The sequence below is a fragment of the Streptomyces sp. NPDC097619 genome (genome assembly GCF_040302735.1).
Classification (GTDB): Bacteria; Actinomycetota; Actinomycetes; order Streptomycetales; family Streptomycetaceae; genus Streptomyces.
In genome coordinates this window covers 11,499-38,145 of record NZ_JBEOSD010000044.1, presented here as the reverse complement: position 1 = coordinate 38,145, position 26,647 = coordinate 11,499, and the positions used below count along the sequence as shown (strand labels likewise).

At 74.6% G+C, this 26,647-nt stretch carries 22 protein-coding genes; 5 read left to right on the top strand and 17 right to left on the bottom strand.

Translation table 11 applies throughout. From position 1 onward, the window contains the following. Positions 1–19 precede the first annotated feature (19 nt). The 5 genes from ABTZ17_RS15070 to ABTZ17_RS15050 form a co-directional block, all read right to left on the bottom strand. Entirely contained in the window at positions 20–1,564 is a 1,545-nt protein-coding gene (locus ABTZ17_RS15070; RefSeq protein WP_352196031.1) for an MFS transporter, read from the bottom strand. Next, positions 1,561–2,112: a TetR/AcrR family transcriptional regulator gene (locus ABTZ17_RS15065; RefSeq protein WP_352196030.1), complete on the bottom strand. Its 552-nt coding sequence runs from the start codon at positions 2,110–2,112 to the stop codon at positions 1,561–1,563. The genes ABTZ17_RS15070 and ABTZ17_RS15065 overlap by 4 nt, the downstream gene beginning before the upstream one ends. 205 nt (positions 2,113–2,317) lie before the next feature. Next, complete coding sequence (gene bla / locus ABTZ17_RS15060; protein WP_352196029.1) at positions 2,318–3,388, bottom strand: class A beta-lactamase; 1,071 nt, start codon at positions 3,386–3,388, stop codon at positions 2,318–2,320. Positions 3,389–3,552: 164 nt separating this feature from the next. Continuing rightward, positions 3,553–4,980: an argininosuccinate lyase gene (argH, locus tag ABTZ17_RS15055; RefSeq protein ID WP_352196028.1), complete on the bottom strand. Its 1,428-nt coding sequence runs from the start codon at positions 4,978–4,980 to the stop codon at positions 3,553–3,555. A gap of 203 nt (positions 4,981–5,183) precedes the next feature. After that, positions 5,184–6,380, bottom strand: coding sequence for an argininosuccinate synthase (locus ABTZ17_RS15050; protein WP_352196027.1), 1,197 nt, complete (start codon positions 6,378–6,380; stop codon positions 5,184–5,186). A gap of 393 nt (positions 6,381–6,773) precedes the next feature. Here ABTZ17_RS15050 and ABTZ17_RS15045 point away from each other — a divergent pair, with 393 nt between their 5' ends. Then, positions 6,774–7,472, top strand: a complete 699-nt coding sequence (locus ABTZ17_RS15045) for a L,D-transpeptidase family protein (protein WP_352196047.1) — start codon at positions 6,774–6,776, stop codon at positions 7,470–7,472. Here ABTZ17_RS15045 and ABTZ17_RS15040 read toward each other — a convergent pair. The 6 genes from ABTZ17_RS15040 to argC form a co-directional block, all read right to left on the bottom strand. Then, complete coding sequence (locus ABTZ17_RS15040; protein ID WP_352196026.1) at positions 7,459–8,295, bottom strand: hypothetical protein; 837 nt, start codon at positions 8,293–8,295, stop codon at positions 7,459–7,461. The genes ABTZ17_RS15045 and ABTZ17_RS15040 overlap by 14 nt on opposite strands. A gap of 93 nt (positions 8,296–8,388) precedes the next feature. Further along, a complete protein-coding gene (locus tag ABTZ17_RS15035; RefSeq protein ID WP_352196025.1) occupies positions 8,389–8,955 on the bottom strand; it encodes an arginine repressor in 567 nt (188 codons plus the stop codon). A gap of 7 nt (positions 8,956–8,962) precedes the next feature. Continuing rightward, positions 8,963–10,210: an acetylornithine transaminase gene (locus ABTZ17_RS15030; protein WP_352196024.1), complete on the bottom strand. Its 1,248-nt coding sequence runs from the start codon at positions 10,208–10,210 to the stop codon at positions 8,963–8,965. Beyond that, positions 10,207–11,205 (bottom strand): acetylglutamate kinase, encoded by a 999-nt coding sequence (gene argB, locus ABTZ17_RS15025; RefSeq protein WP_352196023.1) that lies wholly within the window; start codon positions 11,203–11,205, stop codon positions 10,207–10,209. The genes ABTZ17_RS15030 and argB overlap by 4 nt, the downstream gene beginning before the upstream one ends. Next, complete coding sequence (argJ, locus tag ABTZ17_RS15020) at positions 11,202–12,371, bottom strand: bifunctional glutamate N-acetyltransferase/amino-acid acetyltransferase ArgJ (protein WP_352196022.1); 1,170 nt, start codon at positions 12,369–12,371, stop codon at positions 11,202–11,204. Before argJ ends, argB begins: the two co-directional genes overlap by 4 nt. A gap of 105 nt (positions 12,372–12,476) precedes the next feature. Further along, positions 12,477–13,505, bottom strand: coding sequence for an N-acetyl-gamma-glutamyl-phosphate reductase (gene argC, locus ABTZ17_RS15015; RefSeq protein ID WP_352196021.1), 1,029 nt, complete (start codon positions 13,503–13,505; stop codon positions 12,477–12,479). Between the two features lie 392 nt (positions 13,506–13,897). On the opposite strand from argC, the gene ABTZ17_RS15010 reads away from it, so the two are divergent. Further along, complete coding sequence (locus ABTZ17_RS15010) at positions 13,898–14,581, top strand: N-acetyltransferase (protein ID WP_352196046.1); 684 nt, start codon at positions 13,898–13,900, stop codon at positions 14,579–14,581. A gap of 51 nt (positions 14,582–14,632) precedes the next feature. On the opposite strand, the gene ABTZ17_RS15005 is transcribed toward ABTZ17_RS15010, so the two are convergent. Beyond that, complete coding sequence (locus ABTZ17_RS15005; RefSeq protein ID WP_352196020.1) at positions 14,633–16,075, bottom strand: aminotransferase-like domain-containing protein; 1,443 nt, start codon at positions 16,073–16,075, stop codon at positions 14,633–14,635. Between ABTZ17_RS15005 and ABTZ17_RS15000 the strand changes: the two genes are divergently transcribed. Next, positions 16,074–17,087 carry a DMT family transporter gene (locus ABTZ17_RS15000; RefSeq protein WP_352196019.1) on the top strand — a complete coding sequence of 338 codons (1,014 nt, stop codon included), beginning with the start codon at positions 16,074–16,076 and terminating at the stop codon, positions 17,085–17,087. The genes ABTZ17_RS15005 and ABTZ17_RS15000 overlap by 2 nt on opposite strands. A gap of 113 nt (positions 17,088–17,200) precedes the next feature. Next, positions 17,201–17,398, top strand: coding sequence for a DUF1918 domain-containing protein (locus ABTZ17_RS14995; protein WP_352196018.1), 198 nt, complete (start codon positions 17,201–17,203; stop codon positions 17,396–17,398). Positions 17,399–17,449: 51 nt separating this feature from the next. Here ABTZ17_RS14995 and ABTZ17_RS14990 read toward each other — a convergent pair whose 3' ends face one another. Further along, positions 17,450–18,778 (bottom strand): glycoside hydrolase family 10-like protein, encoded by a 1,329-nt coding sequence (locus ABTZ17_RS14990; RefSeq protein ID WP_352196017.1) that lies wholly within the window; start codon positions 18,776–18,778, stop codon positions 17,450–17,452. A 172-nt stretch (positions 18,779–18,950) separates the two neighbouring features. Here ABTZ17_RS14990 and ABTZ17_RS14985 point away from each other — a divergent pair, with 172 nt between their 5' ends. Continuing rightward, the gene (locus ABTZ17_RS14985) at positions 18,951–19,823 is read left to right on the top strand and encodes a 3-hydroxybutyryl-CoA dehydrogenase (RefSeq protein ID WP_352196016.1); all 873 of its coding nucleotides are present in this window, start codon (positions 18,951–18,953) and stop codon (positions 19,821–19,823) included. Between the two features lie 95 nt (positions 19,824–19,918). On the opposite strand, the gene ABTZ17_RS14980 is transcribed toward ABTZ17_RS14985, so the two are convergent. From ABTZ17_RS14980 to pheS, 4 genes are all read right to left on the bottom strand, one after another. After that, entirely contained in the window at positions 19,919–21,262 is a 1,344-nt protein-coding gene (locus ABTZ17_RS14980; RefSeq protein ID WP_352196015.1) for an NsdA family TPR-like regulatory protein, read from the bottom strand. A gap of 279 nt (positions 21,263–21,541) precedes the next feature. After that, on the bottom strand, positions 21,542–22,681 hold the full coding sequence (locus ABTZ17_RS14975; RefSeq protein ID WP_502994687.1) for a PP2C family protein-serine/threonine phosphatase: 1,140 nt from the start codon (positions 22,679–22,681) through the stop codon (positions 21,542–21,544). 192 nt (positions 22,682–22,873) lie between these two features. After that, positions 22,874–25,402, bottom strand: coding sequence for a phenylalanine--tRNA ligase subunit beta (gene pheT / locus ABTZ17_RS14970; RefSeq protein ID WP_352196013.1), 2,529 nt, complete (start codon positions 25,400–25,402; stop codon positions 22,874–22,876). Beyond that, on the bottom strand, positions 25,402–26,532 hold the full coding sequence (pheS, locus tag ABTZ17_RS14965; protein ID WP_352196012.1) for a phenylalanine--tRNA ligase subunit alpha: 1,131 nt from the start codon (positions 26,530–26,532) through the stop codon (positions 25,402–25,404). The genes pheT and pheS overlap by 1 nt, the downstream gene beginning before the upstream one ends. Between the last annotated feature and the right edge of the window lie 115 nt (positions 26,533–26,647).

Sequence of the window (26,647 nt, the reverse complement as noted above, 5' to 3'; positions counted from 1 at the left end):
GCGGGGCCGGCCGGGCGGGTCAGTGCTCCACGGAGTCCTGGAGCTCCTGGCCGCGCAGCAGGAACCAGGCCGCCACGGCGGTGGCCATCAGGACGGCCGCGCCGACCCCGGCGGCGAGCCGCAGTCCGTCGACGAAGGCGTCCTGGGCGGCGCTCACCATGGTGTGGGCGGTGGCCGGGTCCAGGGTCTTGGCCGCCTCGACGGCCCCGCCGAGGGATTCGTGGGCGGAGTCGGCCACGGCCGCGGGGACCCCGGCCGGGGCGGTGAAGTCCCGGTAGACGCCGGTCACGATGGAGCCGAGCAGGGCGATGCCGAGGGCCGCGCCCAGTTCGTAGGCCGTCTCGGAGACGGCGGAGGCGGAGCCGGCCTGTTCCTTGGGCACGCTGGAGAGGATCACGTCGGCGGTGACGGTGAAGGAGAAGCCCGCACCGAGGCCGACGACGAGCAGGGCGGCGCCGAGCAGCGGGTAGCCGGTCTCCTGGTGCACCAGGGTGATCACGCCGAGGGCCAGGCCGATGGCGGCGAGACCGCCGGTGACGATGACGCGCACCGAGTAGCGGCGGGCGAAGCGTCCGGCGACGAGACCGGTGGCCACGGCGCCGACGGCGGCGGGCAGTTCGGCGAGCCCGGCCTCCAGGGGTTCGCGGCCCTGGACCAGCTGGAGGAACTGGCTGAGGAAGAACACCAGGCCGGAGAGGCCGAACACGGTGAGCAGGTCGGCGAGGACGGCTCCGGAGAAGCCGCGGTGCCGGAACAGCCGCATGTCCAGGAGCGGGGACTCCAGGGTGAACTGGCGGCGCACGAAGGCGTAGAGGGCGGCGGCGCCGACGAGGGCGGTGGCGAAGACCTGCCAGGTCGGACCGTGGCTGGCGACCTCCTTGATCGCGTACACCAAGCCGATGATGCCGATCAGCGACAGGAAGACGCTGACCAGGTCCCAGGGACCCGCCACGGAGTTCTTGGACTCGGGCAGCAGCTTGATGCCGACGATCACCAGGACGATCATCACGGGCAGGTTGATGAGGAAGACCGAGCCCCACCAGAAGTGCTGGAGCAGGAAGCCGCCGACGACGGGGCCGACCGCGGCACCGGCGGAGGCGGTGGCGCCCCAGATGCCGATGGCGAGGCTGCGCTCCTTGGGGTCGTGGAAGATGTTGCGGATCAGCGCCAGGGTGGACGGCATCAGGGTGGCGCCGGCGACACCGAGGAGGGCGCGCGCGGCGATCATCATCTCGGGGCTGGTGGCGTAGGCGTTGAGCACCGAGAAGGCACCGAAGGCGGTGGCGCCGACGAGCAGGAGCTTCTTGCGGCCGATGCGGTCGCCGAGGCTGCCCATGGACACCAGCAGACCGGCGATGACGAAGGAGTAGATGTCACCGATCCACAGGAGCTGGTTGCCGGTGGGCTTCAGGTCCTCGCTCAGCGCCGGGGTGGCGAGGCCGAGGACGGTGGCGTCGACGGCGACCAACAGCACCGCGAGCACGAGCACGGACAGGGCGACCCAGCGTCCGCCGCCCTTCACCTCCGTCCCGGTCGGGCCGTCGAGCTGCTTGGTCCTGGTCATTTCTCCACACTCCGTCGGGCACCGCCGAGCAGCAACTCGACGATCATGTACTGGAAGTCCTTGGCCGCGACCCGGCCGTCCATGACGGACCAGGCGCAGGTTCCGATGAGGCCGTAGAGGGCCTCGGTGAGCCAGGCCGGGCTGAGGTCGATGCGGAAATCGCCCTCCTCCTGTCCGCGTCGGAACAGCGCGGAGACCCTGGCGTCCAGGCGGGCCCAGCCCTCGTTCACCGCGTCGCCCTCGAAGAGCTGGTTCTCGGTGACGAGGAAGGCCAACAGCATGGCGTCCGGCTCGGTTTCGGCGACCAGGCGGCGCAGGGCGTCCACGGCCCCGTCCTCGTCGAGGCGGGCGCGGTCGAAGGCCCCCTCGAACTGGCGGATGCCGAGGTCTTCGAGGGCCCGCACCAGGGCGTCGCGGCCGGCGAAGTGCCGGTGCAGGGTCGCCCGCCCGATGCCGGCGGCCTTGGCCACCTCGTCCATCGTGGCGTCCGATTTGCGTGCGAGCAGCGCGGCGGCATCCCGCAGCACCTGGTCCCGGTCCATAGCCATGAGACAACCATACACCGAATGAGACGTTCATGTCTCATTCGCGGCACGGTCGTCCCATTCGCGAGGGCCGGGGAGCGGTTCCGGGACCCCTGGGCGCGAGGGGACGGCCGCGGGAGGTGCGGCGCGCGAGGCGGGGAGGGTCGACCGGGCGGGCGCGGGGCGGGCGGTCGAGCCGGGTGCCGGTCGCACCGGGTGCCGGTCGGGCTCAGGTGAGGGCGGCGCCCAACAGGCGGGCGGCCTCGGCGACCAGCCCGTTGTCCCCGGGGCCCTCGGGGCGGCCGGGGTGGGTGGTGAGCACGACCATGACCACCGGGGTGCCCTCCGGGGACCACACCACGCCCGCGTCGTTGGCCACGCCGTAGGCGCTGCCGCCCCCGGTCTTGTCGGCCAGGGTCCAGCCGGGCAGTCCGGCGCGGAAGCGCTCGGTGTTGGTGGTGTTGTCCAGCATCCACCGCGTGAGGCGGGTGCGGTCGCGGCGGGCCAGGGTGTCGCCCAGCAGCAGCCGGGCGTAGGTGCGGCCGATGGCGCGGGGGCTGGTGGTGTCGGTGGTCCGGCCCGGTTCGGCGGAGTTGAGCTCCGGCTCCCAGCGATCGAGGCGGGTGACCCGGTCCCCGATCGAGCGGCAGAAGCGGGTGACCGCGTCCGGGCCGCCCAGTTCGCGCAGGAGCAGGTTGGCGGCGGCGTTGTCGCTGTGGCTGACGGCGGCGGCGCACAGGGCCTCCACCGTCATGCCCCGGGCCAGGTTCTCGGGGAGGCCGGTGACGGGGGCGTACCCGGACCCCTCGGTGTCGGCGCGGGTGTAGCGGATCCGGCGGGCCGGGTCCGTCCCGTCGCGGTCCGGGGCGCGGAGGACGGCGGCGGCCGCGAGGGGCTTGAAGACCGAGCACATCGGGAACAGCTCGTCGGCCCGGTACAGGACAGCCCGGCCCGACACGGTGTCGACCGCGTACGCCCCGAGCCGGGCCCGCCGGGACTCCTCCAGCTCCCGCAGCCGGCGGACCACGGGCCGCTCGCGGAGCCGGGGCCCCGGACGGGAGTCCGCTCCGGGCCGGGATTCGGCGGCTGCGCTGTCGGCCGCGCCCAGCCCGTAACCGGCACCGGTGGCCACCAGGGCTCCGGCGCCGAGGGCGAGTGCGGTCCGGCGGGAGGGGCGCGCCCGCGGAGCGTCCGGACCGGGAGCGCCGGAGGCGGCGGACCCTCCGGAGGCGGGGACGGGCGGGGGCGTGGCGGGCGGCGGCGTGGCGGGGGTGGGCTCCGGGCGCGTGGTCTCCGTCATGGCGTGTCTCCCATCAGCAGGAAATGATCTTGCTGTGGTCTGACACGCCCCGCCGGGGGCGGTCGGTTCCCGTGGGACGGCGGCGGGGCGCCCGCGCGCCTCCGCCGCCGTCGCGGTCCGTCGTCGTCCCCGTCGGCCGTCGTCCCGATCGGCCGTCGTGCCGGTCAGTTCTTGGCCGTGGCCCAGGCGTGCTGGACGACCAGGTCGGCCTTGACCTCGGCGAGCTGTACGGCCACCGCGGAGGGGGCCGTGCCGCCGCGCCCGTTCCGGGAGGCCAGGGCCCCGGGAACGTTCAGGACCGTGCGGACCTCCGGGGTCAGGTGCTCGGAGATCTTGGCGAACTGCTCGTCGGTCAACTGGTCCAGCTCGATGCCCTCGGCCTCGCAGACCTTGACGCACTCGCCCGCGACCTCGTGGGCCACCCGGAACGGCACCCCCTGCTTGACCAGCCACTCGGCGATGTCGGTGGCGAGGGAGAAGCCGGCGGGGGCCAGTTCCTCCATGCGCTCCCGGTGCACCGTGAGCGTGGCCATCATGCCGGTGAAGGCGGGCAGCAGGACCTCCAGCGTGTCGCAGGAGTCGAAGACCGGCTCCTTGTCCTCCTGGAGGTCCCGGTTGTAGGCGAGCGGGAGGGCCTTCAGGGTGGCGAGCAGGCCGCTGAGGTTGCCGATGAGGCGACCCGACTTGCCCCGGGCCAGCTCCGCGATGTCCGGGTTCTTCTTCTGCGGCATGATCGAGGAGCCGGTGGAGAAGGCGTCGTGCAGGGTCACGAAGGAGAACTCCTTCGTGTTCCAGATGATGATCTCCTCGGCGATCCGGGAGAGGTTGATCCCGATCATCGCGGTGACGAAGGCGAACTCGGCGACGAAGTCGCGGGAGGCCGTGCCGTCGATGGAGTTGCCGACGGAACCCCGCTCGAAACCGAGGTCGGCGGCCACCGCCTCCGGGTCCAGGCCCAGCGAGGAGCCGGCCAGGGCGCCGGAGCCGTACGGGGAGACCGCGGTCCGGGTGTCCCACTGCCGCAGCCGCTCGGCGTCCCGGGACAGGGACTGCACGTGCGCCAGCACGTGGTGGGCGAAGAGCACCGGCTGGGCGTGCTGGAGGTGGGTGCGGCCCGGTATGGCGGTGTCCGGGTGCGCTTCGGCGAGGCCGACCAGGGCGTCCTGGAGGTCGGCGACCAGGCCGCCGATGATGCGGGCGTGGTCGCGCAGGTACATCCGGAAGAGGGTGGCCACCTGGTCGTTGCGGGACCGTCCGGCGCGGAGCTTGCCGCCGAGGTCGGGGCCGAGGCGTTCCAGGAGGCCCCGCTCCAGGGCGGTGTGGACGTCCTCGTCGGCGATGGTGCCCGTGAAGGAGCCGTCGGCGACGTCCGCCTCCAGCCGGTCCAGGCCCTCGATCATGCGGGCCAGTTCGTCCTGCGTCAGGAGCCCGGCCTTGGCGAGGACCCGGGCGTGCGCACGGGAGCCCGCGATGTCGTACGGGGCGAGGCGCCAGTCGAAGTGGACGGAGGCGGACAGCTTGGCCAGGGCCTCGGCCGGTCCGTCGGCGAAGCGGCCGCCCCAGAGCCGGACGTCACCGTTGTTGCTGCTCACTTCTCGCTCGCTCCTCAAGGCTGTGGCGGGACGGTCGCCTCCCCGGCGCGGAGGACCGGGGGGACGACCTGATCGTGCGGGGCGCGCCGGCCGCGGCACGGGCGGGCCGTGCGGGCGGGGCGCGACCCGGGCGCCGCGCCCGGAGGACGCGGCGGCCGGTTCCCGCGACGTGTCCAACGACGCGGGGGCCGGAAGGGAGGCGGTCAGACCGCCAGGTCGCGCTTGGCGGCGATCTTCGAGGAGAGCCCGAAGATCTCGATGAAGCCCTGGGCCTTCGACTGGTCGAAGGTGTCGCCGGTGTCGTAGGTGGCCAGGTTGAAGTCGTACAGCGACTTCGGGGAGCGCCGGCCCGTGACCACCGCGCGGCCGCCGTGCAGGGTCATCCGGACCTCGCCGGTGACGTGCTGGTTGGCCTCCTCGATGAATCCGTCGAGGGCCCGCTTGAGCGGGGAGAACCACAGGCCGTCGTAGACCAGTTCGCCCCAGCGCTGCTCGACCTGCCGCTTGTAGCGGGCGAGTTCGCGCTCGACGGTGACGTTCTCCAGCTCCTGGTGCGCGGTGATGAGGGCGATCGCGCCGGGGGCCTCGTACACCTCGCGGGACTTGATGCCCACGAGCCGGTCCTCGACGATGTCGATCCGGCCGATGCCCTGGGCACCGGCGCGCTCGTTGAGCTGCTGGATCGCCTGGAGCACGGTGACGGGGCGGCCGTCGATCGAGACGGGGACGCCCGCCTCGAAGCCGACCAGCACCTCGTCTGCCTCGCGGGGCACCGAGGGGTCGGCGGTGTACTCGTACACGTCCTCGATGGGGGCGTTCCAGATGTCCTCCAGGAAGCCGGTCTCCACGGCCCGCCCGAAGACGTTCTGGTCGATGGAGTACGGGGACTTCTTGGTGGTGGCGATGGGGAGCTGCTTGGCCTCGCAGAAGGCGATGGCCTTGTCCCGGGTCATCGCGTAGTCACGGACCGGGGCGATGCAGGTGAGGTCGGGTCCGAGGGCGGCGATGCCGGCCTCGAAGCGGACCTGGTCGTTGCCCTTGCCGGTGCAGCCGTGGGCCACGATCGAGGCGCCGTGCTTGCGGGCCGCGGCGACCAGGTGCTTGACGATGACCGGTCGGGAGAGGGCCGACACCAGCGGGTAGCGGTCCATGTAGAGGGCGTTCGCCTTGACGGCCGGGAGGCAGTACTCCTGGGCGAACTCGTCGCGGGCGTCCGCGACCTCGGCTTCCACGGCTCCGCAGGCGAGGGCGCGCTTGCGGATGACGTCCAGGTCCTCGCCGCCCTGACCGACGTCCACGGCCACGGCGATGACCTCGGCACCGGTCTCCTCCGCGATCCAGCCGATCGCGACGGAGGTGTCCAGACCGCCCGAGTAGGCGAGTACGACGCGCTCGGTCACGGGTTTCTCCTCACAGTGCATCCAACGACAGGCATAACTATGCATGACTCCGTATGTTTCGTCAACGTCGTGGGGGTGAGGCGGGCTGAGCTGGGCGAATACCCCGAGGTGGGGCGGGGTGGATCCCGCCGGAAGGCCGCATGACGATCCACCGGGCGCGGGAGGGTGTGACATTGCGGGGTGACGCGACACCGTGACATGTCATCGCGCAATGTCACCCCCGCAATGTCACCCCCGCCATGTCACCGCACCCCGCCACCCCCTCCGCGCACCCCACCCGCCCCGTGGACGGGCCCATGGACCCGCCCCGTGGACCGGCCCCGGGTGACGCCCCGCGACGCGCGCGGCCGCCTGCGCCCCCGGCGGGCGGGCCCGTGGTGGGATCGGACGGTGCTGAGACCGCTGCTGCTCCTCGGACCGCTGCTCGCCGCCCTGCTCACCGGCCCGCCCGGGGCCGCCGCCACCCCGCCGTTGCCCGCCCGCATGGCCGACACCGGCGGCGGCAGCCAGCTGATCACCGCCGTCGCTCCCGCGCCCGGCTCCACCACGGGCCTGCTGACCTGGTGGGACCGGCGGGCGGGCCGCTGGTACGAGGCGGGCCGGGCCACCGCCCGCTTCGGCGCCAACGGGCTGACCGACGGGGCCGGCCGCGTCCAGGGCACGTCCACCACACCCACCGGCCTGTACGCCCTGCCGTACGCCTTCGGGATCCGTCCCGCCCCCGCCGGCACCTCCCACCCCTATCGGCGGGTGGGCCCGGACTCCTGGTGGTGCCAGGACAACGGCTCCACGGCCTACAACCGCTGGGCGGAGCCGCTCCCCGCCGACTGCGCCCCCGGCGAGGCCGAGCACCTGGTGACGTACCGGCGGCAGTACGCGCACGCCCTGGTGATCGCCTTCAACTACGAACGGCCGGTGCGGTTCCGCGGGGCGGGGATCTTCCTGCACGCCGACGGCGAGGGCGCGACCGCCGGTTGCGTGTCCGTCCCGGAGGGAGCGATGCGCCGCGTCCTGCGCTGGGCCGATCCGCGCCGCTCCCCGCACATCGCGATCGGCACCGCGGACGGGCCGCTCTCCCTCACCCGTCGCTGAGCAGGCCCTCCGCCCCGCCCGCCCGCCGCGCCTCCCGCGCCTTGCGGGCCCGGTGGCGGGGCCGGCCCCGGTTGCGGCCGCGGCGGGTCCGCGTCCGGCCCGTCCCGAGATCGGCCAGGGCCTGCGGGTCCCGCTCCGCCAGCTCCGCCAGGGCCGGGTGCGGTCCCGCGGTCCGGACCTCCGCCACGTACGCGTGCTCGCCCCGCCAACCCCTGCCGCGGGCCCGGTCGTTGTGCGGGAACCAGGCGATCAGCGCGACCAGCAGCAGCGCCGCGGTCACGGCCAGCGCCCCATCGGCCGCTCCCTGCGGCAGCCGGTCCATCAGCGCCACCCCGACGAAGAACATCCCCATCATCAGGACGAAGGACGCGAGCAGGGTCAGGCACCCGGACTCCACCGGCGGGGCGAACTCCGGCCGTTCGGCGCGCAGTCGGGTCCGGGCCTCGCCGAACTCCGGGGCCCGCAGGACCACCGCGCCGAGGGGAGCCGGCGCCGTGCGGGCGAGCACCGCGGCGAGCAGGGCCCGGGGCAGCGGGTGTTCGGGAGCCCGCGCCGGGTCGGCGGCGTCCGGGGTGGGGACGAGGTTCCCCCGGTGGGTGACCGTGACCAGCCCCGCCAGGACCAGTTCGGCGGCGGCGGCCTGGGTCTCGTCCTCGACCCACCAGCGCTCGGCGGCGGCCCGGTAGGGATCCTCGAAGTAGCGCTCCCAGCGCGCCAGGACCGCCCGGTGACGGCGGGCCGTGCGGCGGGCGAGCAGCAGGTCCGTCCCGTACAGCAGGGCCGTGAGGGGCAGGAGCGTGCGCACGAGGAGGGCCGGGTCCACGCGCCGAAGCGTAGGACCCGGCCCCCGGGGAACCGTCGGCGGCCCCCGGAGTCCCGGGGTCCGGTCGGGTCCGGCCCGCGCGGGGCCGCCCCCTCAGCCCTCTTTCTGGGCCAGCCTCAGCAGGTGGTCGGCGAGGGCCTGGCCGCCCTGCGGGTCCCGGCTGATCAGCATCAGGGTGTCGTCCCCCGCGATGGTGCCGAGGATGGCGCGCAGTTCGGCCTGGTCGATGGCCGAGGCGAGGAACTGCGCGGCCCCCGGCGGGGTGCGCAGGACGACGAGGTTCGCGGAGGCCTCCGCGGAGATCAGCAGCTCCCCGGAGAGGCGCCGCATCCGCTCCTCCTTCGCGGACTCCCCCAGCGGGGCCTGCGGGGTGCGGAAGCCGCCCTCGCTGGGCACCGCGTAGATGAGCTCCCCGCCGGTGTTGCGGATCTTGACCGCGCCCAGTTCGTCGAGGTCCCGGCTGAGCGTCGCCTGCGTGACGCTCAGCCCGTCGTCGGCGAGCAGTTTGGCCAGCTGGCTCTGGGAGCGGACGGGCTGCCGGTTGAGGATGTCCACGATCCGGCGGTGGCGGGCGGTGCGGGTCTGCGGAACGGCGGGGCCGCCCCCCTGGGAGTCGTTCCGGGGGGACGTCCAGTCCTCGTTGTCCTGCGCCTGGCTCATCGTCGTCTCATTCTCCGGATCGTCCGTCCCCGCTGGCTGCGGCGTCGAGGATGCCCGGCAGGGCCGCGATGAACGCGTCCGCCTCCGCCTCGGAGAGCACGTACGCGGGCATCAGGCGTACGACGTCGGGGGCGGGCGCGTTCACCAGGAAGCCGGCATCCTGAGCCGCCTGCTGCACCCGCGGTGCGAGGGGCTCGGTCAGCACGATACCCAGCAGGAGGCCCGCGCCACGGACGTGGGAGACCAGCGCGTGCCCCGAAGCCTCGATTCCGGAGCGCAGCTGCTCGCCGCGGGCCTTGACCCGGTCGAGCAGGCCCTCGGCCTCGATGGTCGCGATGACGGCGAGTCCGGCGGCGCAGGCGACCGGGTTGCCACCGAAGGTGGTGCCGTGCTGGCCGGGCCGGAGCAGGTCGGCGGCCGGGCCGAAGGCGGCGACGGCGCCGAGGGGCAGGCCGCCGCCGAGGCCCTTGGCGAGGGCGACCAGATCGGGCCGCACGCCCTCGTGGGCCTGGTGCTCGAACCACTGGCCGCAACGGCCGATGCCGGTCTGCACCTCGTCCAGGGCGAGCAGGGTGCCGGTGGCACGGGTGATCTCGCGGGCGGCGGCGAGGTAGCCGGGCGGGGGCACGACCACGCCGTTCTCGCCCTGGACGGGCTCGATGATCACGAGGGCGGTGTCCTCGGTGACCGCGGCCCGCAGGGCCTCGACGTCCCCGTACGGGACGTGGGTGACGTTCCCGGGGAGCGGCAGGAAGGGCTCCTGCTTCTTCGGCTGTCCGGTCAGGGCGAGGGCGCCCATGGTGCGGCCGTGGAAGCCGCCTTCGGTGGCGACCATGTGGGTGCGTCCGGTGAGTCGGCCGATCTTGAAGACGGCTTCGACGGCCTCGGCGCCGGAGTTGCAGAAGAAGACCCGGCCCGGCCGCCCGAAGAGGCCCAGCAGCCGCTCGCCGAGGGCGAGGACCGGCTCGGAGGCGTACAGGTTGGAGACGTGCCCGAGGGTGGCGATCTGCTCGGACACGGCGCCGACCACGGCCGGGTGGGCGTGGCCGAGGGCGTTCACCGCGATCCCGCCGACCAGGTCGGTGTAGGCGCGGCCGTCGGCGTCCCAGACGGTGGCGCCCTCGCCGCGGACCAGGGCCAGCGCGGGGGTGCCGTAGTTGTCGGTGAGGGCGCCCTGCCAGCGCCGCGCGTAGGCGGCGTTGCCGCCGCCCGTCACCCGCGCCGTGCCGCCGGTGACCGTTGCGTTGTCGCTCATTCCGTTCCCCCTGTGTACGCGTCGGACGTGCCGGCGGCGCCGGACGGGCCGGGCCGGCCGGGCGCGTCGTCGGGCACGACCATGGTGCCGATGCCCTCGTCGGTGAAGATCTCCAGCAGGATCGAGTGCTGGACCCGCCCGTCGATGACGCGGGCGGTGCGGACCCCGTTGCGGACGGCGTGCAGGCAGCCCTCCATCTTGGGCACCATGCCGCTGGAGAGGTCGGGGAGCAGCTTCTCCAGTTCGCTGACCGTCAGGCGGCTGATGACCTCGTCGCTGACCGGCCAGTCGGCGTACAGACCCTCGACGTCGGTGAGGACCATGAGGGTCTCCGCGCCGAGGGCGGCGGCCAGGGCCGCGGCGGCGGTGTCGGCGTTGACGTTGTAGACGTGGCCGTCGTCGGCGCTGCGGGCGATCGAGGAGATCACCGGGATCCGGCCGTCGTCGAGGAGGGCCTCGATGGCGCCGGTGTCGATGGCGGTGATCTCGCCGACCCGGCCGATGTCCACGCGCTCCCCGTCGATCTCCGGGGTGTGCTTGACGGCGCTGATGGTGTGGGCGTCCTCGCCGGTCATGCCGACGGCGAACGGCCCGTGCTGGTTGAGGAGTCCGACCAGGTCCCGCTGGACCTGACCGGCGAGGACCATCCGGACCACGTCCATGGCCTCGGCGGTGGTGACCCGCAGGCCCGCCTTGAACTCGCTGACCAGGCCCTGCTTGTCGAGCTGGGCGCTGATCTGGGGGCCGCCGCCGTGCACGACCACCGGCTTGAGGCCGGCGTGCCGCAGGAACACCACGTCCTGGGCGAAGGCCGCCTTCAGCTCCTCGTCGATCATGGCGTTGCCGCCGAATTTGATCACGACGGTGCGGCCGTGGTGGCGGGTCAGCCAGGGCAGCGCCTCGATGAGGGTCTGCGCCTTCGGCAGGGCGGTGTGCTTGCGGGCCGTGGACCCGGGCTGGTTCTGCTTGTCGGTCATCTGCTGCCCGTCGCTCATGAGGAGTAGGCGCTGTTCTCGTGGACGTACTCGGCGGTGAGGTCGTTGGCCCAGATGACCGCGGACTCGGTGCCGGTGCTGAGGTCGGCGGTGATGCGGACCTCGCGGTCCTTCATGGAGACCAGGTCGCGGTCCTCGCCGACGGAGCCGTTCCGGCAGACCCAGACCCCGTTGATGGCCACGTTGAGGCGGTCGGGGTCGAAGGCGGCGGAGGTGGTGCCGATGGCGGAGAGGACGCGGCCCCAGTTGGGGTCCTCGCCGTGGATGGCGCACTTGAGGAGGTTGTTGCGGGCGATGGAGCGGCCCACCTCGACGGCGTCGTCCTCGGTGGCGGCGCCGATCACCTCGATGCGGATGTCCTTGCTGGAGCCCTCGGCGTCGCCGATGAGCTGCCGGGCCAGGTCGTCGCAGACGGCGCGGACGGCGGCGGCGAAGGCGGTCGGCTCGGGGACGGTGCCGGAGGCGCCGGAGGCCAGCAGGAGGACGGTGTCGTTGGTGGACATGCAGCCGTCGGAGTCCACCCGGTCGAAGGTGGTGCGGGTGGCCTCCCGGAGGGCCTCGTCGAGGAGGGCGCCGTCGGCGTCGGCGTCGGTGGTGAGCACCACGAGCATGGTGGCGAGGCCGGGGGCGAGCATTCCGGCGCCCTTGGCCATGCCGCCGACGGTCCAGCCGTCCCCGCCGGCGACGGCGGTCTTGTGGACGGTGTCGGTGGTCTTGATGGCGACGGCGGCCGCCTCGCCGCCGTCCTCGGAGAGGGCGGCCGCGGCGGTCTCGACGCCGGGGAGCAGCTTGTCCATGGGGAGCAGGACGCCGATGAGGCCGGTGGAGGCCACGGCGATCTCGCCGGCGTTGTGCTCGGCGCCGCCCAGCGCGGTGAGGGCCTCGGCGACCTTCTCGGCGGTGGCGTGGGTGTCCTGGAAGCCCCGGGGGCCGGTGCAGGCGTTGGCGCCGCCGGAGTTGAGGACGACCGCGGAGACGGTGCCGCCGCGCAGCACCTGCTGGGTCCAGTGCACGGGGGCGGCCTTGACGCGGTTGGAGGTGAACACTCCGGCCGCGGCGAGGCGCGGCCCGTGGTTGACCACGAGGGCCAGGTCCGGGTTGCCGTTCGCCTTGATGCCCGCCGCGATGCCCGCGGCCGTGAATCCCTGGGCAGCCGTCACGCTCACTGTGGTGTCTCCTCGTCGTTCGTTTCTCCGCCGTCGCGGTGCGGGAGGGGCGGGGTGGGTCGGGGGTGCGGTCGGTGCGGTGCCGTTGCCGGGTCCGGGTCCGGGTCAGGGGGCCAGGCCGACGGCGGAGAGCCCCAGTCCCTCGTCCAGTCCGAGGGCAATGTTCATGCTCTGGACCGCGCCGCCCGCGGTGCCCTTGGTGAGGTTGTCGATCGCGCTGATGGCGATGATCCGTCCCGCCGCCGCGTCGAAGGCGACCTGCACCTGAACGGCGTTGGAACCGTTGACCGATCCGGTGGCGGGCCACTGCCCCTCGGGGAGCAGGTGGACGAAGGGCTGCCCGGCGTACGCCTTCTCGTACGCGGCGCGCACGGCCTCGGCGGTGGTGCCGGGGCGGGCCTTCGCCGAGCAGGTGGCGAGGATGCCGCGGGGCATGGGGGCGAGGACCGGGGTGAAGGAGACCGAGACGCGGGTGCCGGCGACCGCGGAGAGGTTCTGCACCATCTCGGGGGTGTGCCGGTGGCCGCCGCCGACGCCGTACGGGCTCATGGAGCCCATGACCTCGGAGCCCAGCAAGTGGGTCTTGGGGGCCTTGCCCGCTCCGGAGGTGCCGGAGGCGGCGACGACCACGGCCTCGGGCTCGGCCAGGGCCTCCGCGTAGGCGGGGAACAGGGCGAGGCTGACGGCGGTGGGGTAGCAACCGGGCACCGCGATGCGCTTGGACCCCTCCAGCGCGGCGCGGGCACCCGGCAGTTCGGGAAGGCCGTAGGGCCAGGTGCCGGCGTGCGGGGAGCCGTAGAAGGTCTCCCAGTCGGCCGCGTCGCGGAGCCGGAAGTCGGCGCCCATGTCGACGACGAGGACCTCTTCGCCGAGCTCGGCGGCCACGGCCGCGGACTGCCCGTGCGGCAGGGCCAGGAAGACCACGTCGTGTCCGGCGAGGACCTCGGGCGTGGTGGGTTCCAGGATCCGGTCGGCCAGGGGCAGCAGGTGGGGCTGGAGGGCGCCGAAGCGCTGACCGGCGTTGGAGGCGCCGGTGAGGGCGCCGATCTCGGTCCCGGGGTGCGCCAGGAGCAGGCGCAGCAGCTCACCGCCCGCGTACCCGCTCGCTCCGGCCACCGCTACTCGCACCACCATGGGACCCTCCTCGTTGACGGCATGACTATACGTACGTGCGCAGTTTTATGCAAAGTCCTTCCGGTGCGGACGGGGGCGGACAGGAGCACGGACGGGGGCACGGGGCGCGGCGTCCGGCGACCCGGGCGGAGGCCGGCCCCGGCCCAGGAGGAGGCTCCCCGATCCGAGCGGGCGGGCGAGCGGGCGGGCGCTCACCGGTAATCCGGTTGAGGGGCTCCCGCCGCCCCGCCTAGCCTGCGCGGATGATCAAGAACGAGGACCCGGACGGCACCACCGACGCCTCCCCCGGCACCACGACCCCCACGGACGGCCCGCACACCCCGGACACCCCGGACACCGTGCGCGTCACCACCCTCGCGGAGCGACCCGAGCTGGCCGCGAAGCTCTGGGAGATGAAGGACAGCTGGCCCGCCTTCTCCGTGGAGGACCCGGTGGGGTGGCTGCTCTACGGCCGGATGGTCACGGAACTCCCCGAGTACGTGCTGGTGGCCACCGACGGGGAGCGGGTGGTCGCGCGCGGGTTCAGCGTGCCCTTCGCCCTGGACCGGCCCGGCCGCGGGGCGCTGCCCGACCGCGGGTGGGACCAGGTGCTGTTGTGGGCCTTCTCCGACCTCCGGCACGGCACCGCCCCGGACACCGTCAGCGCGATCGAGATCACCGTGGACCTGCGGCGGCAGGGCGAGGGCCTGTCCGGCCGGATGCTGGCGGCCATGCGCGCCAACGCCGCCGCCCGCGGCTTCGCGGAGCTGGTCGCGCCGGTGCGCCCGAGCCGCAAGCAGGACGAGCCGCTCGCGGACATCCACGAGTACGCGGCCCGGACCCGCCCGGACGGTCTGCCCGTGGACCCCTGGCTGCGGGTCCACGTCCGGGCGGGCGGCAGGGTCGAGAAGGTGGCGCCGGCCTCGATGACCGTCTCGGCGGGGTTGGAGCAGTGGCGGGAGTGGACGGGCCTGCCCTTCGACACGGCCGGGCCGGTGACGGTGCCGGGCGCGCTGGTCCCGGTCCGGTGCGAGCCGGGGCAGGGCTACGCGGTCTACGTCGAGCCCAACGTCTGGGTCCGCCACCGGACCGGCTGACGCGGCCGGGCCCCACCCGGCCCCCGCCCCGGTCCCGCCCGGCCGGGTCCCTCAGACCCGCGCCCCCAGCAGGTCCGCGCAGGTGGCGAGGCGGTCCACGCCCTCGGTGAGCTCGGCCGCCCCCGCCACCCCGGCGAAGCTCAACCGGACGTGCGGGGAGGCCGCCTCCGCGCTGAAGAAGGGGCGTCCCGGGGCGATCGCCACCCCCGCGTGCAGGGCCGCGGCCACGAAGGCGGCCTCGTCGGTGCCCTCGGGCAGCCGGGCCCACACCTGGTAGCCACCCTCCGGCAGGCGCGGCGGCAGCAGGGCGGGCAGCCGGGCGGCCAGCGCCCGTCGCAGCACCTCGCGCCGGTGCCGCAGCTCGGCCCCGACCGCGCGCAGGTGCCGCGGCCAGGCCGGGGCCCCGACCAGCTCCAGAGCGGTCTCCTGGAGCGGCCGGGGCACGAAGAAGCTGTCCACGACCTGGATCGCCCGCAGCCGCTCCAGGACCGGACCGTGCGCGGCGAGGGCCCCGACCCGCAGGCTCGGCGAGGTGATCTTGGTGAGGGAGCGCACGTGCACCACCACCCCGTCCGCGTCCTCCGCGGCCAGCGGAGCGGGCAGTCCGGCCCCGCCCTCGTGCCCGAGGTGGCGGGCGAAGTCGTCCTCGACCACGAAGGCCCCGGCCTCCCGGGCGATCCGCAGCACCTCGGCCCGCCGGTCCGCCGCGAGCACCGCGCCGGTCGGGTTCTGGAACAGCGGCTGGCAGACGAACACCCGCGCCCCGGTGGCCTCGAAGGCCGCCGCCAGGAGCTCGGGGCGGACCCCGTCGGCGTCCCCGGGCACCGGGACCGGGCGGAGCCCCGAGGAGCGGGCGATGGCCAACATCCCCGGGTAGGTGGGGGATTCCACGAGCACCGCCGAGCCGGGCGGGGCCGCCGCCCGCAGGGCCGTGGCCAGCGCGCTCTGCCCGCCCGCCGTGACCAGGACGTCCGCGGCGGTCACCCGGCCGCCGATCTCGCGGGCGAACCAGTCCCGCAGCTCCGGTAGGCCGTCCACCGGCGGCCGGGACCAGGCGCCGGGCCGGCGGCCCGCCCGGGCGAGGGCGGCGGCCATGGCCCGCTCGGGTTGGAGGGAGGGGTGCAGGTAGCCGCCGTTGAGCTCGATCACCCCGGCGGGCGGCCGGGAGAGCGTGACCAGCACCCCCGAGGCGTCCACGGAGCGCGGCACGGCCTCCCCGGCGGGCTCCGCGCTCAGCGCGACCTCCTGCCAGGAGGTGTCCCCCGGATCCGCGGCCCGCGACCGCGGCTCGGCCCGGTAGGCGCCGGCGCCCGGCCGGGTGACGACCAGCCCCTCCGCCGAGAGCCGGGCCAGCGCGCGCGTCACCGTGACCGGGCTGACCCGGTACCGCTCCACCAACGCCCGACTCGACGGCAGCTTTCCACCCACGGAGTAGCGGTGCAGCTCCGCCCGCAGCAGATCCGCCAGTTCCTCCACACTGCTACTCTGGTTCATGAGAGCACACGATAGCGCTACCCCGCAGAGCCGGATAGCGGTCCCGCAGCCGGGAACGCACGGGGCCCCGGCCGGTACGGCTCCCACCCACACCGCTCCGACCGTCGCCGCTCCCACCCCCGGCCCGCCCACCCCCGGCGAGGCTTCCGTCGCTTCCGGGAGTTCCCGACGGGGCACCGCCTGCGCCGCGCTGGGCGTGGCCGCGTTCTCCCTCACCTTCCCCTCCACCGCCTGGGGCCTGGAGAGCTTCGGCCCCTGGTCCCTGGTCTCCCTGCGGGCCCTGCTCGGCGCGGTGGTGGCCGGGGCGCTGCTGCTCGCCCTGCGGGTACCGGTACCGGCGCGGGCCCACTGGGCCGGTCTGGCCGTGGTCACGGCCGGGGTCGTGCTCGGCTTCCCCGCGCTCACCACCCTGGCGCTGCGGTCCACCGGCACCTCGCACGCCGCCGTCGTGGTGGGCCTGCTCCCGCTGACCACCGCCGCCTTCGCCGCCCTGCGCACGGGCAGCCGCCCCTCCCGCCGCTTCTGGGTGGCGGCGGTGGCCGGTGCCTGCGTGTTGCTCGGTTTCACCCTCGCCCAAGGCGGCGGCGTCCTCTCCCCCGGTGACGGCTACCTCTTCCTCGCCCTGCTGGTGTGCGCGGCCGCCTACGTCGAGGGCGGCCGGCTGGCCCGGCTGATGCCGGGCTGGCAGGTGATGGGCTGGGCCCTGCTGCTGTCCGTGCCCCTGGCCCTGCCCGGGGCGGTCCTGGCACTCTCCCTGGAACCGACCTCGCTCGGCCCGCGCGGTCTGACCGGTCTGGTGTGGGTGGCCCTGGGCTCGACCTTCTTCGGCGGGTACGTCTGGTACCGCGGGATCGCCGAGATCGGTCCGGCCCGCGCCGGCCAGCTCCAGCTGGCCCAGCCGCTGCTGACCCTGGTCTGGGCGGTCACGCTGCTCGGCGAACACCTCTCCCCGGCCGCCCCGGTGGCCGCCGCGGCCGTCCTGGTCTGCATCGCGGTCACCCAGCGCGGCTGACCGCGGCGCGACGGGCGGAGCGCCCACCACCCGCACCCCGGGAGACCGGTTCGAAAAGGGTCGAAAGGCTTAAACTGGCGTCACCCGACCGGAGCTCCCCGAGGAGGTCAGCGATGCGTGCGACCGAGGGCGACCAGCTGGTGCAGCACGGCAGGATCGTGGGCCGGCAGGACAAGGTGGGCGAGATCACCCAGGTGCTCGGCGAGAACGGCAACCCGCCCTACCGGGTCCGCTTCCCCGACGGGCACGAGGCCCTGATGGCCCCGGGACCCGACTGCGTGGTCCGTCACCCCTCCGAACCCGCCCGTTGAGGACGGCGCGGCCGTGCCCCGGGCCGGACGGTCCCGGGGCACGGCCGCCGATCAGCGCGGCGGCACCGCCGAGGGGTAGTGGTCCGCCACCACCCGCGACATCGCCCCGATCGGGTCCGAGACCACCTGCTTCGCGGAGAAGAAGCAGTGTCCGCGGACCTCGGGGTACCGGGCGGCGAGGGTGAGGTGCCGGGAGAGCTCCCCGGTCCGGCGCCAGGCCGCCGTGGGGCTGTCCGCGTCACAGCGGTACAGGGCCTCGCCCACGTACAGGTCGGTGCCGGTGCCCGCGACCGTCCCCGCCCACCAGGGCACCAGCTTCGCGTAGTCCGTGGTGCTGCTGCCGATGTGCCAGTACAACTGCGGGCAGACGTAGTCCAGCCAGCCCTCCGTGACCCAGCGCCGGGTGTCCGCGTACAGCTCGCCGTACGCCTCCAGCCCCGAGGTGTCCGAGCCCGCCGGATCCGTGGAGCGGTTCCGCCACACCCCGAAGGGGCTGATCCCGAAGCGGGTGCCCGGCCGCACCTGCGGGATGCGCGCGGACATCTCGCTCACCAGCAGATCGGTGTTGAGACGCCGCCAGTCCCCCCGCCCCAGCCCGCCCCCGTACAGCCGGTACGCCTCGTCGTCGTCGAAGCGCTGCCCGGACACCGGGTACGGGTAGAAGTAGTCGTCCCAGTGCACGGCGTCCACCGGGTAGCGGGCCACCGCGTCGAGCATCGCGTCCAGGACGAAGGACCGCACCTCCGGCAGCCCCGGGTTGTAGTGCAGCCGGTCCCCGTAGGCCACCGTCCACTCCGGGTGCAGCCGGGCCGGGTGACGGGGCGACAACCGGCGCGGATCCGGGTGGGTGGCCGCCCGGTACGGGTTGAACCAGGCGTGCAGCTCCAGCCCCCGGGCGTGCGCCTCCGTCACCGCCGTGCCCAGCGGGTCCCAGCCCGGATCCCCGCCCTGGGTACCCGTCAACCACTGCGACCAGGGCTCGAACGGCGAGGGCCAGAACGCGTCGGCGGCCGGGCGCACCTGGAGGACGACCGCGTTCAACCGCCGCTCCACCGCCGTGTCCAGCAGCGCCAGCAGTTCGGAGCGCTGCCGGGCGGCGCTCAGCCCCGGCCGGGAGGGCCAGTCCACGTTCAGCACCGAGGCGATCCACATCCCGCGGAACTCCGGCCCGGCCCCCCGGGAGCCGCCCGCCGTTCCGGCCCGCCGCTCCGCCGGGCCCTCCGCCTCCGACCTCGCCGCGCCCCCCGGCGGCGCACCCGCGGCCCCGGAGGCCGGCGGGCCCGCCGCCCGGGCCGCCCCCGCGCCCGCCGTACCGGCCACCGTGGCGGCCAGTGCCCCCGCCGCCCCCGCCAGCAGACCCCTCCGCCTGATGTGCGCCATGTGACACTCCGGTTCCACTGAGTGACGAAGATCCGTACCGGGACAGCATGCCCGCCCCGGCGGCCCCGGCCCGGCACCGTCGGGAGTACCGTCGGGGGCGTGGCGGGCGCCGGCAGCAGTACCACTGACGAGCACGGGGGACCCGCCCGCGGACGACCAGGAAAGGCACGAAGTGACGGACCTCCCTTCCGACATCACACGCGTCGGCGTAGTGGGCTGTGGCCAGATGGGCGCGGGCATCGCCGAGGTGTGCGCCCGCAGCGGCCTCGAGGTCAAGGTCGCCGAGACCACCGGGGAGGCGCTGGAGATCGGGCGCACCCGGCTGTACAACTCGCTGACCAAGGCCGCCGAACGCGGCAAGATCACCGAGGAGGAGCGGGACGAGACCCTGGCCCGCCTGAGCTTCACCACCGACCTCGGCGAGTTCGCCGACCGCGACCTCGTCATCGAGGCCGTGGTCGAGAACGAGCAGGTCAAGACCGAGATCTTCCAGGTCCTCGACCAGGTGGTCACCCGGCAGGACGCGATCCTCGCCTCCAACACCTCCTCCATCCCGCTGGTGAAGCTGGCCGTCGCGACCTCGCGCCCGGACCAGGTCATCGGCATCCACTTCTTCAACCCGGCCCCCGTGCAGAAGCTCGTGGAGCTGATCCCGGCCCTGACCACCGGCGAGGAGACCGTCCGCCGCGCCGAGGAGCTGGTGGCGAAGACCCTCGGCAAGCACGCCATCCGCGCCCAGGACCGCTCCGGTTTCGTGGTCAACGCCCTGCTCGTGCCCTACCTGCTGTCCGCGATCCGGATGTTCGAGTCCGGCATCGCCAGCCGCGAGGACATCGACAACGGCATGGAGTTCGGCTGCGCCCACCCGATGGGCCCGCTGAAGCTCGCCGACCTCATCGGCCTGGACACCATCGTCTCCATCGCCGACTCCATGTACTCCGAGTACAAGGAGCCGCTGTACGCGGCCCCGCCGCTGCTCCAGCGGATGGTCGACGCCGGCCGCCTCGGCCGCAAGTCCGGCTCCGGCTTCTACCCGTACGGCTGACCGCCCGCGCCCCGGGCGTGCCTCCCGGATCCCGCCCGCCCCGCGCCCCCACCCCGGCCGCGGGGCGGGCCCCGTACGAGCCGCGGCCCGCCCGCTCACCACGGCACCCGCAGCGCCTCCTCGATCAGCCCCGCCGTCTCCCGGGCCTCCGCGCAACCGCTCGCCAGCAACGTGCCGTGCACCGCGCCCAGACGCTCCCGCAGCCGCCGCGACTCCATCCCCCGCGCCCGCTCGGCCATCTCCGCCGCCGCGGCCGGCACCCCGTCGGGCTCCCCGCGCCGCACCCGCACCTCGCAGAGCACCGCCAGCCGGTGCACCCGACCCCGGTCGTGCGCGGGCCGGCGCACCGCCTCCACCGCGTGCTCCTCCGCCGCCGCCAGATCACCCAGCCGCCACAGGGCCTCCGCCACCTGCACGTTGACCAGGCCGGGCTGGACGTACCCGGCCTCCACGGGCCCGCCGCCCGGACGGATCCGCTCCGCCGCGGCCTCCGCCCGCCGGATCCGGTCCCGGGCCGCCGCCCCGTCCCCCAACCGCGCGTACGCCTTCGCCTGCATCGCGTGCAGGTCCGCCGTCAGCGCCGCCCCCGCCGCCTCGCCCGCCGCCCGCAGCGCCGCCTCCGCGAAGGCCACCGCCTGCCGCGCCTCCCCCAGGTGCAAGGACTGGTTGACCATCAACGCCAGCACGTACCCGCCCAACCCCCGGTCCCCGCTCGACTTCGCCAACCGCAGCGCCTGGTGGAAGTAGCGTTGCGCCAACCCGTGCGCGTCCGCGTCGTACGCGCAGATCCCCGCCACCGCCACCAGCGAGCCCGCCGCCCGGTGCAACCGCCGCCCCAACGCGTCCGGATACTCCCCGCGCAACACCGGGGCGGCCTGCGCCCCGAGGAACCGGGCGATCCGGGCCCGGGTCGCCGGACCCCCCGCCCGCCGGTACATCGACTCGTAGTGCGCGCGGGCCGACCGCAACAACTCCACGTGCTCCCGCCCCACCGCCGGACCGCCCCGGCGCGACACGTCGGCGTCCTCCGGCGGGTTCTCCCACTCCCACACCGGGATCACCGCCGCAGTCCCCGACACCGCCGGCGCCGCCGACAGCCCCGCCCGCCCCTGCTCGTCGGCCCGCCACAGGGCCGTCGCCCGGTCCACGAAGGCCGTGGGCGGGGCCCCCGGCGGCTCCACCGGCCGCCCCGGCACCCCCAACCCGATGTCGTCCAGACCCACCGGCCTCCGCAGCCGCCCCGCCAACACCTCGCAGATCAGGTCCGGGACCTGCCCGCGCGGGCGCTGCCCCCGCAACCAACGGGCCACCGCCGTGTGCTCGTACCGCAGCGCCAACCCCCGGGACCGACCCGCCTGGTTGACCCGCGCCGCGAGCCCCGCGTGGGAGATCCCGGCCTCGTCGAGGAGTGCGTCGAGCAGAGTGTTCGGCTGCTGCATGGGCCGCTCCATGGGCTCGTCGGGGCCACCCTAGTGCGGGGCGCGTTCACACGGGGTGTGAATCGACTGCGCGCATAAATGCGCCGCGCGCCCTGCCCTCCGGGGCTCCCGGAACGCTTCACTGAAACGCCTCGCCAAGAGGCAGCCCCGGGTCGTCGGCTCCCCCCTCGTACAGTGCGACGACCCGAGTACGCGCCGCCCGCCCTGCCGTCTGCCCGACACTCCATGGCAGGACGGGCGGCGCCCCACGACCGCCGCGACCCCGCCCCGCCGGACCCCTCAGGTCCCGCCCGGGGACGCCGCCCGGCACACCGCCTGTCCGCTCGGTGACGCGGGTGGCGCACGGCGGTCGTTGCGCACCACCAGCAGCGCCGCGTCGTCCGCGAGCCGCCCGCCGGTGTGGCGCAGCAGCGCGGCGCGCACCTCCGCGACCAGGCCCGCGGGGGACGGCGCGGCGGCACCCCCCGCCGCCTCCGCCAGCGCGCCGCGCAGCGGGAAGTACCCGCCGGCGGCGTCCCGGGCCTCCGCCACCCCGTCGGTGTGCAGCACCAGCGACTCCCCCGGCAGCAGCCGCCCGCACCGGTGGGCCTCCACGCCCTCCGGCAGCGGCCACACCCCCAGCGGGGGCAACGGCTCGCCCAGCGTGAGGAGTTCGGCGGTGCCCACCGCGCTGCCGCCCCGACCCGCCCGGACCCCGCCCGCCGCCCGCAGCCGGTGCGGCGCCGGATGCCCGCAGTTCAGGGCCCGCACCGTGCCGTCCTCGGAGATCTCCAACAGGAGCAGGGTGGCGAACTCCTCCGCGGCGGCGCCCTCCGCCGCCTCCCCGCGCCCCGCCGCCCGCTCGCCCCGGGCCCGCTCCACCAGGTGCCGCTCCAGGGCCCGCTCCATCCGCCGCAGCACCCCGTCCGGTTCCGGCTCGTCGTACGCGGCCTCCCTGAAGCTCCCCAACAGCGCGGCCGCCGCGCCCAACGCGGTCGGCCCGTGCCCGCGGACGTCTCCGATCACCACCCGCACCCCGTACGGCGTGGCCACCGCCTCGTACAGGTCCCCGCCCACCACGGCCTCCCGACCCGCCGCCAGCGGGGCCGCCGCGAAGGCCAACCCCTCCAGCCGCGCGGGCAACGGCCGCAACAGCGCCCGCTGCGCGGCCCCGGCGATCTCACGGGTCCGCCGCAGCTCCGCCAAGAGGCACTGCCGGATGTACAGCGCCGCCCCCGCCGCCAACAGCAGGAAGGCCGCGCAGCCGACCAGCCGGGCCCGCAGCTCCTCGGGGGCCGGATGCCACAACTGCCAGGACACCGCCGCCCCGCCCCAGCCCAGGACACAGGCCCGACGCAGCCGCGCCACCCGTGCCGACCCCGCACAGCGGCTCCGGGACGGCCCGGCACCGCGGTTCCACCACGCCCTGGTACGGATCATGCCCGCGCCCTCCCGAAGGCCGTGCCTCGGGGAAGACCGGTCACGCTCCGTTCCCCCGCAGCCGGAACGATTGTGTCGATCGTCCGGTTCTGGGCACGGGTGGGACGGCGGTTCTCACCCGAACGAGTGAGGGGCGGACCCGGTGTGTCGGATCCGCCCCTCACTGAACGTGCGCTGAAGCGCGGGTGGCCGTCAGGCGCCGCGCAGCACCGCCCCGGTCCGCTCCCCGGCCAGGGCCACCGCCGCGTCCCGGGCGGCCGTGGACTCCTCGGCCGTCAGGGTGCGGTCGGCGGCGCGGAACCGGAGCGCGTAGGCCAGGGACTTCTTGCCCTCGCCGACCTGCTCCCCGGCGAACACGTCGAACAGCCGCAGCGATTCGAGGAGTTCACCGGCGCCCTTGCGCAGCGCGGCCTCCACCGCGGCGGCCGGGACGGACTCGTCCACGATCAGCGCCACGTCCTGGGTGGCCACCGGGAAGGTGGAGATCCGCGGGGCCTCGACGGCGCCGAGCCCGGCCGCCGCCAGGCGGTCCAGGTCGATCTCCATGGCGCTGGTCCGCTCGGGCAGGCCCAGGGCCTTCACCACGCGCGGGTGCAGCTCGCCGGCGTGGCCGATGACCTGCTCCACCCCGTCGAGGGTGACCAGCAGCTCGGCGCAGCGGCCCGGGTGCCAGGGACCGTACCGCCCCTGGCGGACCACCAGTTCGGCACCGGCCTCGACGGCCAGCGAACGGGCCGCCTCGACGGCGTCGGCCCAGTCCGCGGGACGACCCTTGCCCCACCAGCCGGCCTGCTCGCGGGCGCCCGCGAGGACCACGGCGGCGTACCGCGGCTGCGCGGGCAGCGCGGCGTTCAGCGTGGCGATCTCCTCGTCGGTGGGACGGCGGTCCACCGGCAGCCGGACGGCGGTGCCCGGCCGGTCACCGGCCCGGAACACCAGCCCGGTCTCGAAGAGGGCCAGGTCGTGGCTGCCCCGGCTGTCGTTGCGGCGCAGGGCGCCCAGCAGGCCCGGCAGCAGGGTGCTGCGGAGGGCGGGCTCCTCGTCGGAGAGCGGGTTGACCAGGGTCACCACCCGGCGGGCCGCGTCGTGTTCGGGCAGCTGGAGCTGGTCGAACACCTGGGTGCCGAGGAAGGGGTAGTTCAGCGCCTCCACGTAGCCCGCGCCCGCCAGGGCACGGCCCACCCGGCGGTGCAGCTGCTGCCGGCCGGTGAGGCCGCGGCCGGAGGGCACCTGCGGGAGGGTGGAGGGCAGGTTGGCGTAGCCCTCCAGCCGGATGACCTCTTCGGCGAGGTCGTTGGGCGCGCCGAGGTCGGGGCGCCACGAGGGCACCGTCACGACCAGCTCGTCCTGACCGTAGACGTCGCAGCCGACCTCCTGGAGGCGGCGCACGACGGTCTCGCGCCCGTACACCACGCCCGCGACCCGGTCCGGGTGGTCCGCGCGCATCGCGATGGTGCGGGGCGCGGCGGGGGCGGTCAGCTCGGTGACGCCGGCCTCGGCGGTGCCGCCCGCGAGGAGGACCAGCAGGTCCACGGTGCGCTGGGCGGCCGCGGCGGCGGCCTGCGGGTCCACGCCGCGCTCGAAGCGCTTGGACGCCTCGGAGGACAGCTTGTGGCGGCGGGCGGTGCGGGCGATGGTGATCGCGTCGAAGTGCGCGGCCTCGACCACGATGTCCGTGGTGCCCGTGACGTGGCCCGTCTCGGGGTCGGTCACCGGGTCGGCGATCTCGGTGTTCGCCCCGCCCATGACGCCGGCGAGCCCGATGGGGCCGCGGTTGTCGGTGATCACCAGGTCCTCGGCGTCGAGGGTCCGCTCGACCCCGTCGAGGGTGGTGAAGGTCTCGCCCTGCTCGGCGCGGCGGACCCCGATGGGGCCGTCGATCCGGGCGCGGTCGTAGGCGTGCAGGGGCTGGCCCAGCTCCAGCATCACGTAGTTGGTGATGTCCACGGCCAGCGAGACCGGACGCATGCCCGCCTTCTGGAGGCGGCGCTTGAGCCAGATCGGGGAGCGCGCCTCGGGGGCGACCCCGGTGACGGTCCGGGCGGTGAAGCGGTCGCAGCCCTGCGGGTCGCTCACCTTGACCAGGTAGCCGTAGGAGTTCGGGGCGGGCACGTCGAGGAGCGCCGGGTCGCGCAGCGGCAGGCCGTACGCGGTGGCGGTCTCGCGGGCCACGCCGCGCATCGACATGCAGTAGCCGCGGTCGGGGGTGACGGCGATGTCGAGGACCTCGTCCACCAGCTCCAGGAGCCGGATGGCGTCGGTGCCGACCTCGTGCTCCGGCGGCAGCACGATGATGCCGCCGGTGCCGTCGTCGCCCATGCCCAGCTCGTCGCCGGAGCAGATCATGCCGTGGGAGGTCTTGCCGTACGTCTTGCGCGAGGCGATCGCGAAGTCGCCGGGCAGGACGGCGCCGGGGAGGACCACGACGACCTTGTCGCCGACGGCGAAGTTGCGGGCGCCGCAGACGATCTCCTGGGGCTCGCCGGTGCCGTTGGCGGAGCCGACGTCCACGGTGCAGAAGCGGATCGGCTTGCGGAAGCCCTCCAGCTCCTCGATGGTCAGCACCTGACCGACGACGAGGGGGCCCTTGAGGCCGGCGCCGAGCTGCTCGACGCTCTCGACCTCGAGACCGGCGTCGATGAGCTTGGCCTGTACGTCACGACCGGTCTCGCCCGCAGGCAGGTCGACGTATTCCCGCAGCCAAGAAAGCGGGACCCGCATCAGATCTCCATCCCGAACGGCCGGGTGAACCGGACGTCACCCTCGACCATGTCTCGCATGTCTTCGACGTTGTGGCGGAACATCAACATCCGCTCGATTCCGAACCCGAAGGCGAAACCGCTGTACTTCTCGGGGTCCACGCCGCACGCGGTCAGCACGTTCGGGTTGACCATGCCGCAGCCGCCGAGCTCGATCCAGCCCTCGCTGGAGCAGGTGCGGCAGGGGCGGTCGGGGTTGCCCACCGACTCGCCGCGGCACACGTAGCACTGCATGTCCATCTCGGCGGACGGCTCGGTGAACGGGAAGTAGTTCGGGCGCAGCCGGGTGGTCATGTCCGCGCCGAAGAGCGCCTGGACCATGTGGTCCAGGGTGCCCTTGAGGTCGGCCATGGTCAGGCCCTCGTCCACGGCGAGCAGCTCGATCTGGTGGAAGACCGGGGTGTGCGTGGCGTCCAGCTCGTCGGTGCGGAAGACCCGCCCGGGGCAGACCACGTACACGGGGGGCTCGCGGCGCTCCAGGAGGGAGCGGGCCTGCACCGGGGAGGTGTGGGTGCGCAGCACGACGCCGGACTCGTCGCCCTCGGTGCCCTCGGGGCCCCGGACGAAGAAGGTGTCCTGCATCTGGCGGGCCGGGTGGTCCGGCGTGAAGTTCAGCGCGTCGAAGTTGAACCACTCGGCCTCGACCTCGGGACCCTCGGCCACCTCGTAGCCCATGGCCACGAAGATGTCCGCGATGCGGTCCATGAGCGTGGTCAGGGGGTGGCGGGCGCCCGCGGGGATCCGGTCGTAGGGCAGCGTGACGTCCACCGCCTCCTCGACCAGCACCCGCTCGTCGCGCTCGGCTTCGAGCTGCGTCAGGCGCTCGGCGTAGGCCTTGTTCACGGCCCCGCGGGCCTGCCCGACGCGCTTGCCCGCCTCGGCCTTGGCCTGCGGCGGCAGGGCGCCGATCTCGCGGTTGGCGAGGGCGAGGGGCGAGGTGCCGCCGCTGTGGGCGGTCTTCGCCTGCGCCAGTGCGTCGAGGTCGCCGGCGGCCGCGAAGGCGGCGAGCGCCTCGTCCCGCATGCGCTCGATCTCTTCCGGTTTCAGTGCCTCGACCTCGACAGGGTCGTACGACTTGTTCGGTGCCGACATCTCTTCCCGTACTTCCGATGGGCTGGCTGGAGGTCCCGCGCTGACCGGTGTGTTTGTCAATGGGACACAAAGGTGCCAAAGGACGAGTCTACGGGCCGCGCGGGGTGGAGGAGCC

Coding starts and splice junctions, on each gene's coding strand:
- ABTZ17_RS15070 (WP_352196031.1), bottom strand. CDS start 1,564: ATGACCAGGACCAAGCAGCTCGACGGCCCGACCGGGACGGAGGTGAAG.
- ABTZ17_RS15065 (WP_352196030.1), bottom strand. CDS start 2,112: ATGGCTATGGACCGGGACCAGGTGCTGCGGGATGCCGCCGCGCTGCTC.
- bla (WP_352196029.1), bottom strand. CDS start 3,388: ATGACGGAGACCACGCGCCCGGAGCCCACCCCCGCCACGCCGCCGCCC.
- ABTZ17_RS15035 (WP_352196025.1), bottom strand. CDS start 8,955: ATGAGCCAGGCGCAGGACAACGAGGACTGGACGTCCCCCCGGAACGAC.
- ABTZ17_RS15030 (WP_352196024.1), bottom strand. CDS start 10,210: ATGAGCGACAACGCAACGGTCACCGGCGGCACGGCGCGGGTGACGGGC.
- argB (WP_352196023.1), bottom strand. CDS start 11,205: ATGAGCGACGGGCAGCAGATGACCGACAAGCAGAACCAGCCCGGGTCC.
- argC (WP_352196021.1), bottom strand. CDS start 13,505: ATGGTGGTGCGAGTAGCGGTGGCCGGAGCGAGCGGGTACGCGGGCGGT.
- ABTZ17_RS15010 (WP_352196046.1), top strand. CDS start 13,898: ATGAAGGACAGCTGGCCCGCCTTCTCCGTGGAGGACCCGGTGGGGTGG.
- ABTZ17_RS15000 (WP_352196019.1), top strand. CDS start 16,074: ATGAGAGCACACGATAGCGCTACCCCGCAGAGCCGGATAGCGGTCCCG.
- ABTZ17_RS15005 (WP_352196020.1), bottom strand. CDS start 16,075: ATGAACCAGAGTAGCAGTGTGGAGGAACTGGCGGATCTGCTGCGGGCG.
- ABTZ17_RS14995 (WP_352196018.1), top strand. CDS start 17,201: ATGCGTGCGACCGAGGGCGACCAGCTGGTGCAGCACGGCAGGATCGTG.
- ABTZ17_RS14990 (WP_352196017.1), bottom strand. CDS start 18,778: ATGGCGCACATCAGGCGGAGGGGTCTGCTGGCGGGGGCGGCGGGGGCA.
- ABTZ17_RS14980 (WP_352196015.1), bottom strand. CDS start 21,262: ATGCAGCAGCCGAACACTCTGCTCGACGCACTCCTCGACGAGGCCGGG.
- ABTZ17_RS14975 (WP_502994687.1), bottom strand. CDS start 22,681: ATGATCCGTACCAGGGCGTGGTGGAACCGCGGTGCCGGGCCGTCCCGG.
- pheT (WP_352196013.1), bottom strand. CDS start 25,402: ATGCGGGTCCCGCTTTCTTGGCTGCGGGAATACGTCGACCTGCCTGCG.
- pheS (WP_352196012.1), bottom strand. CDS start 26,532: ATGTCGGCACCGAACAAGTCGTACGACCCTGTCGAGGTCGAGGCACTG.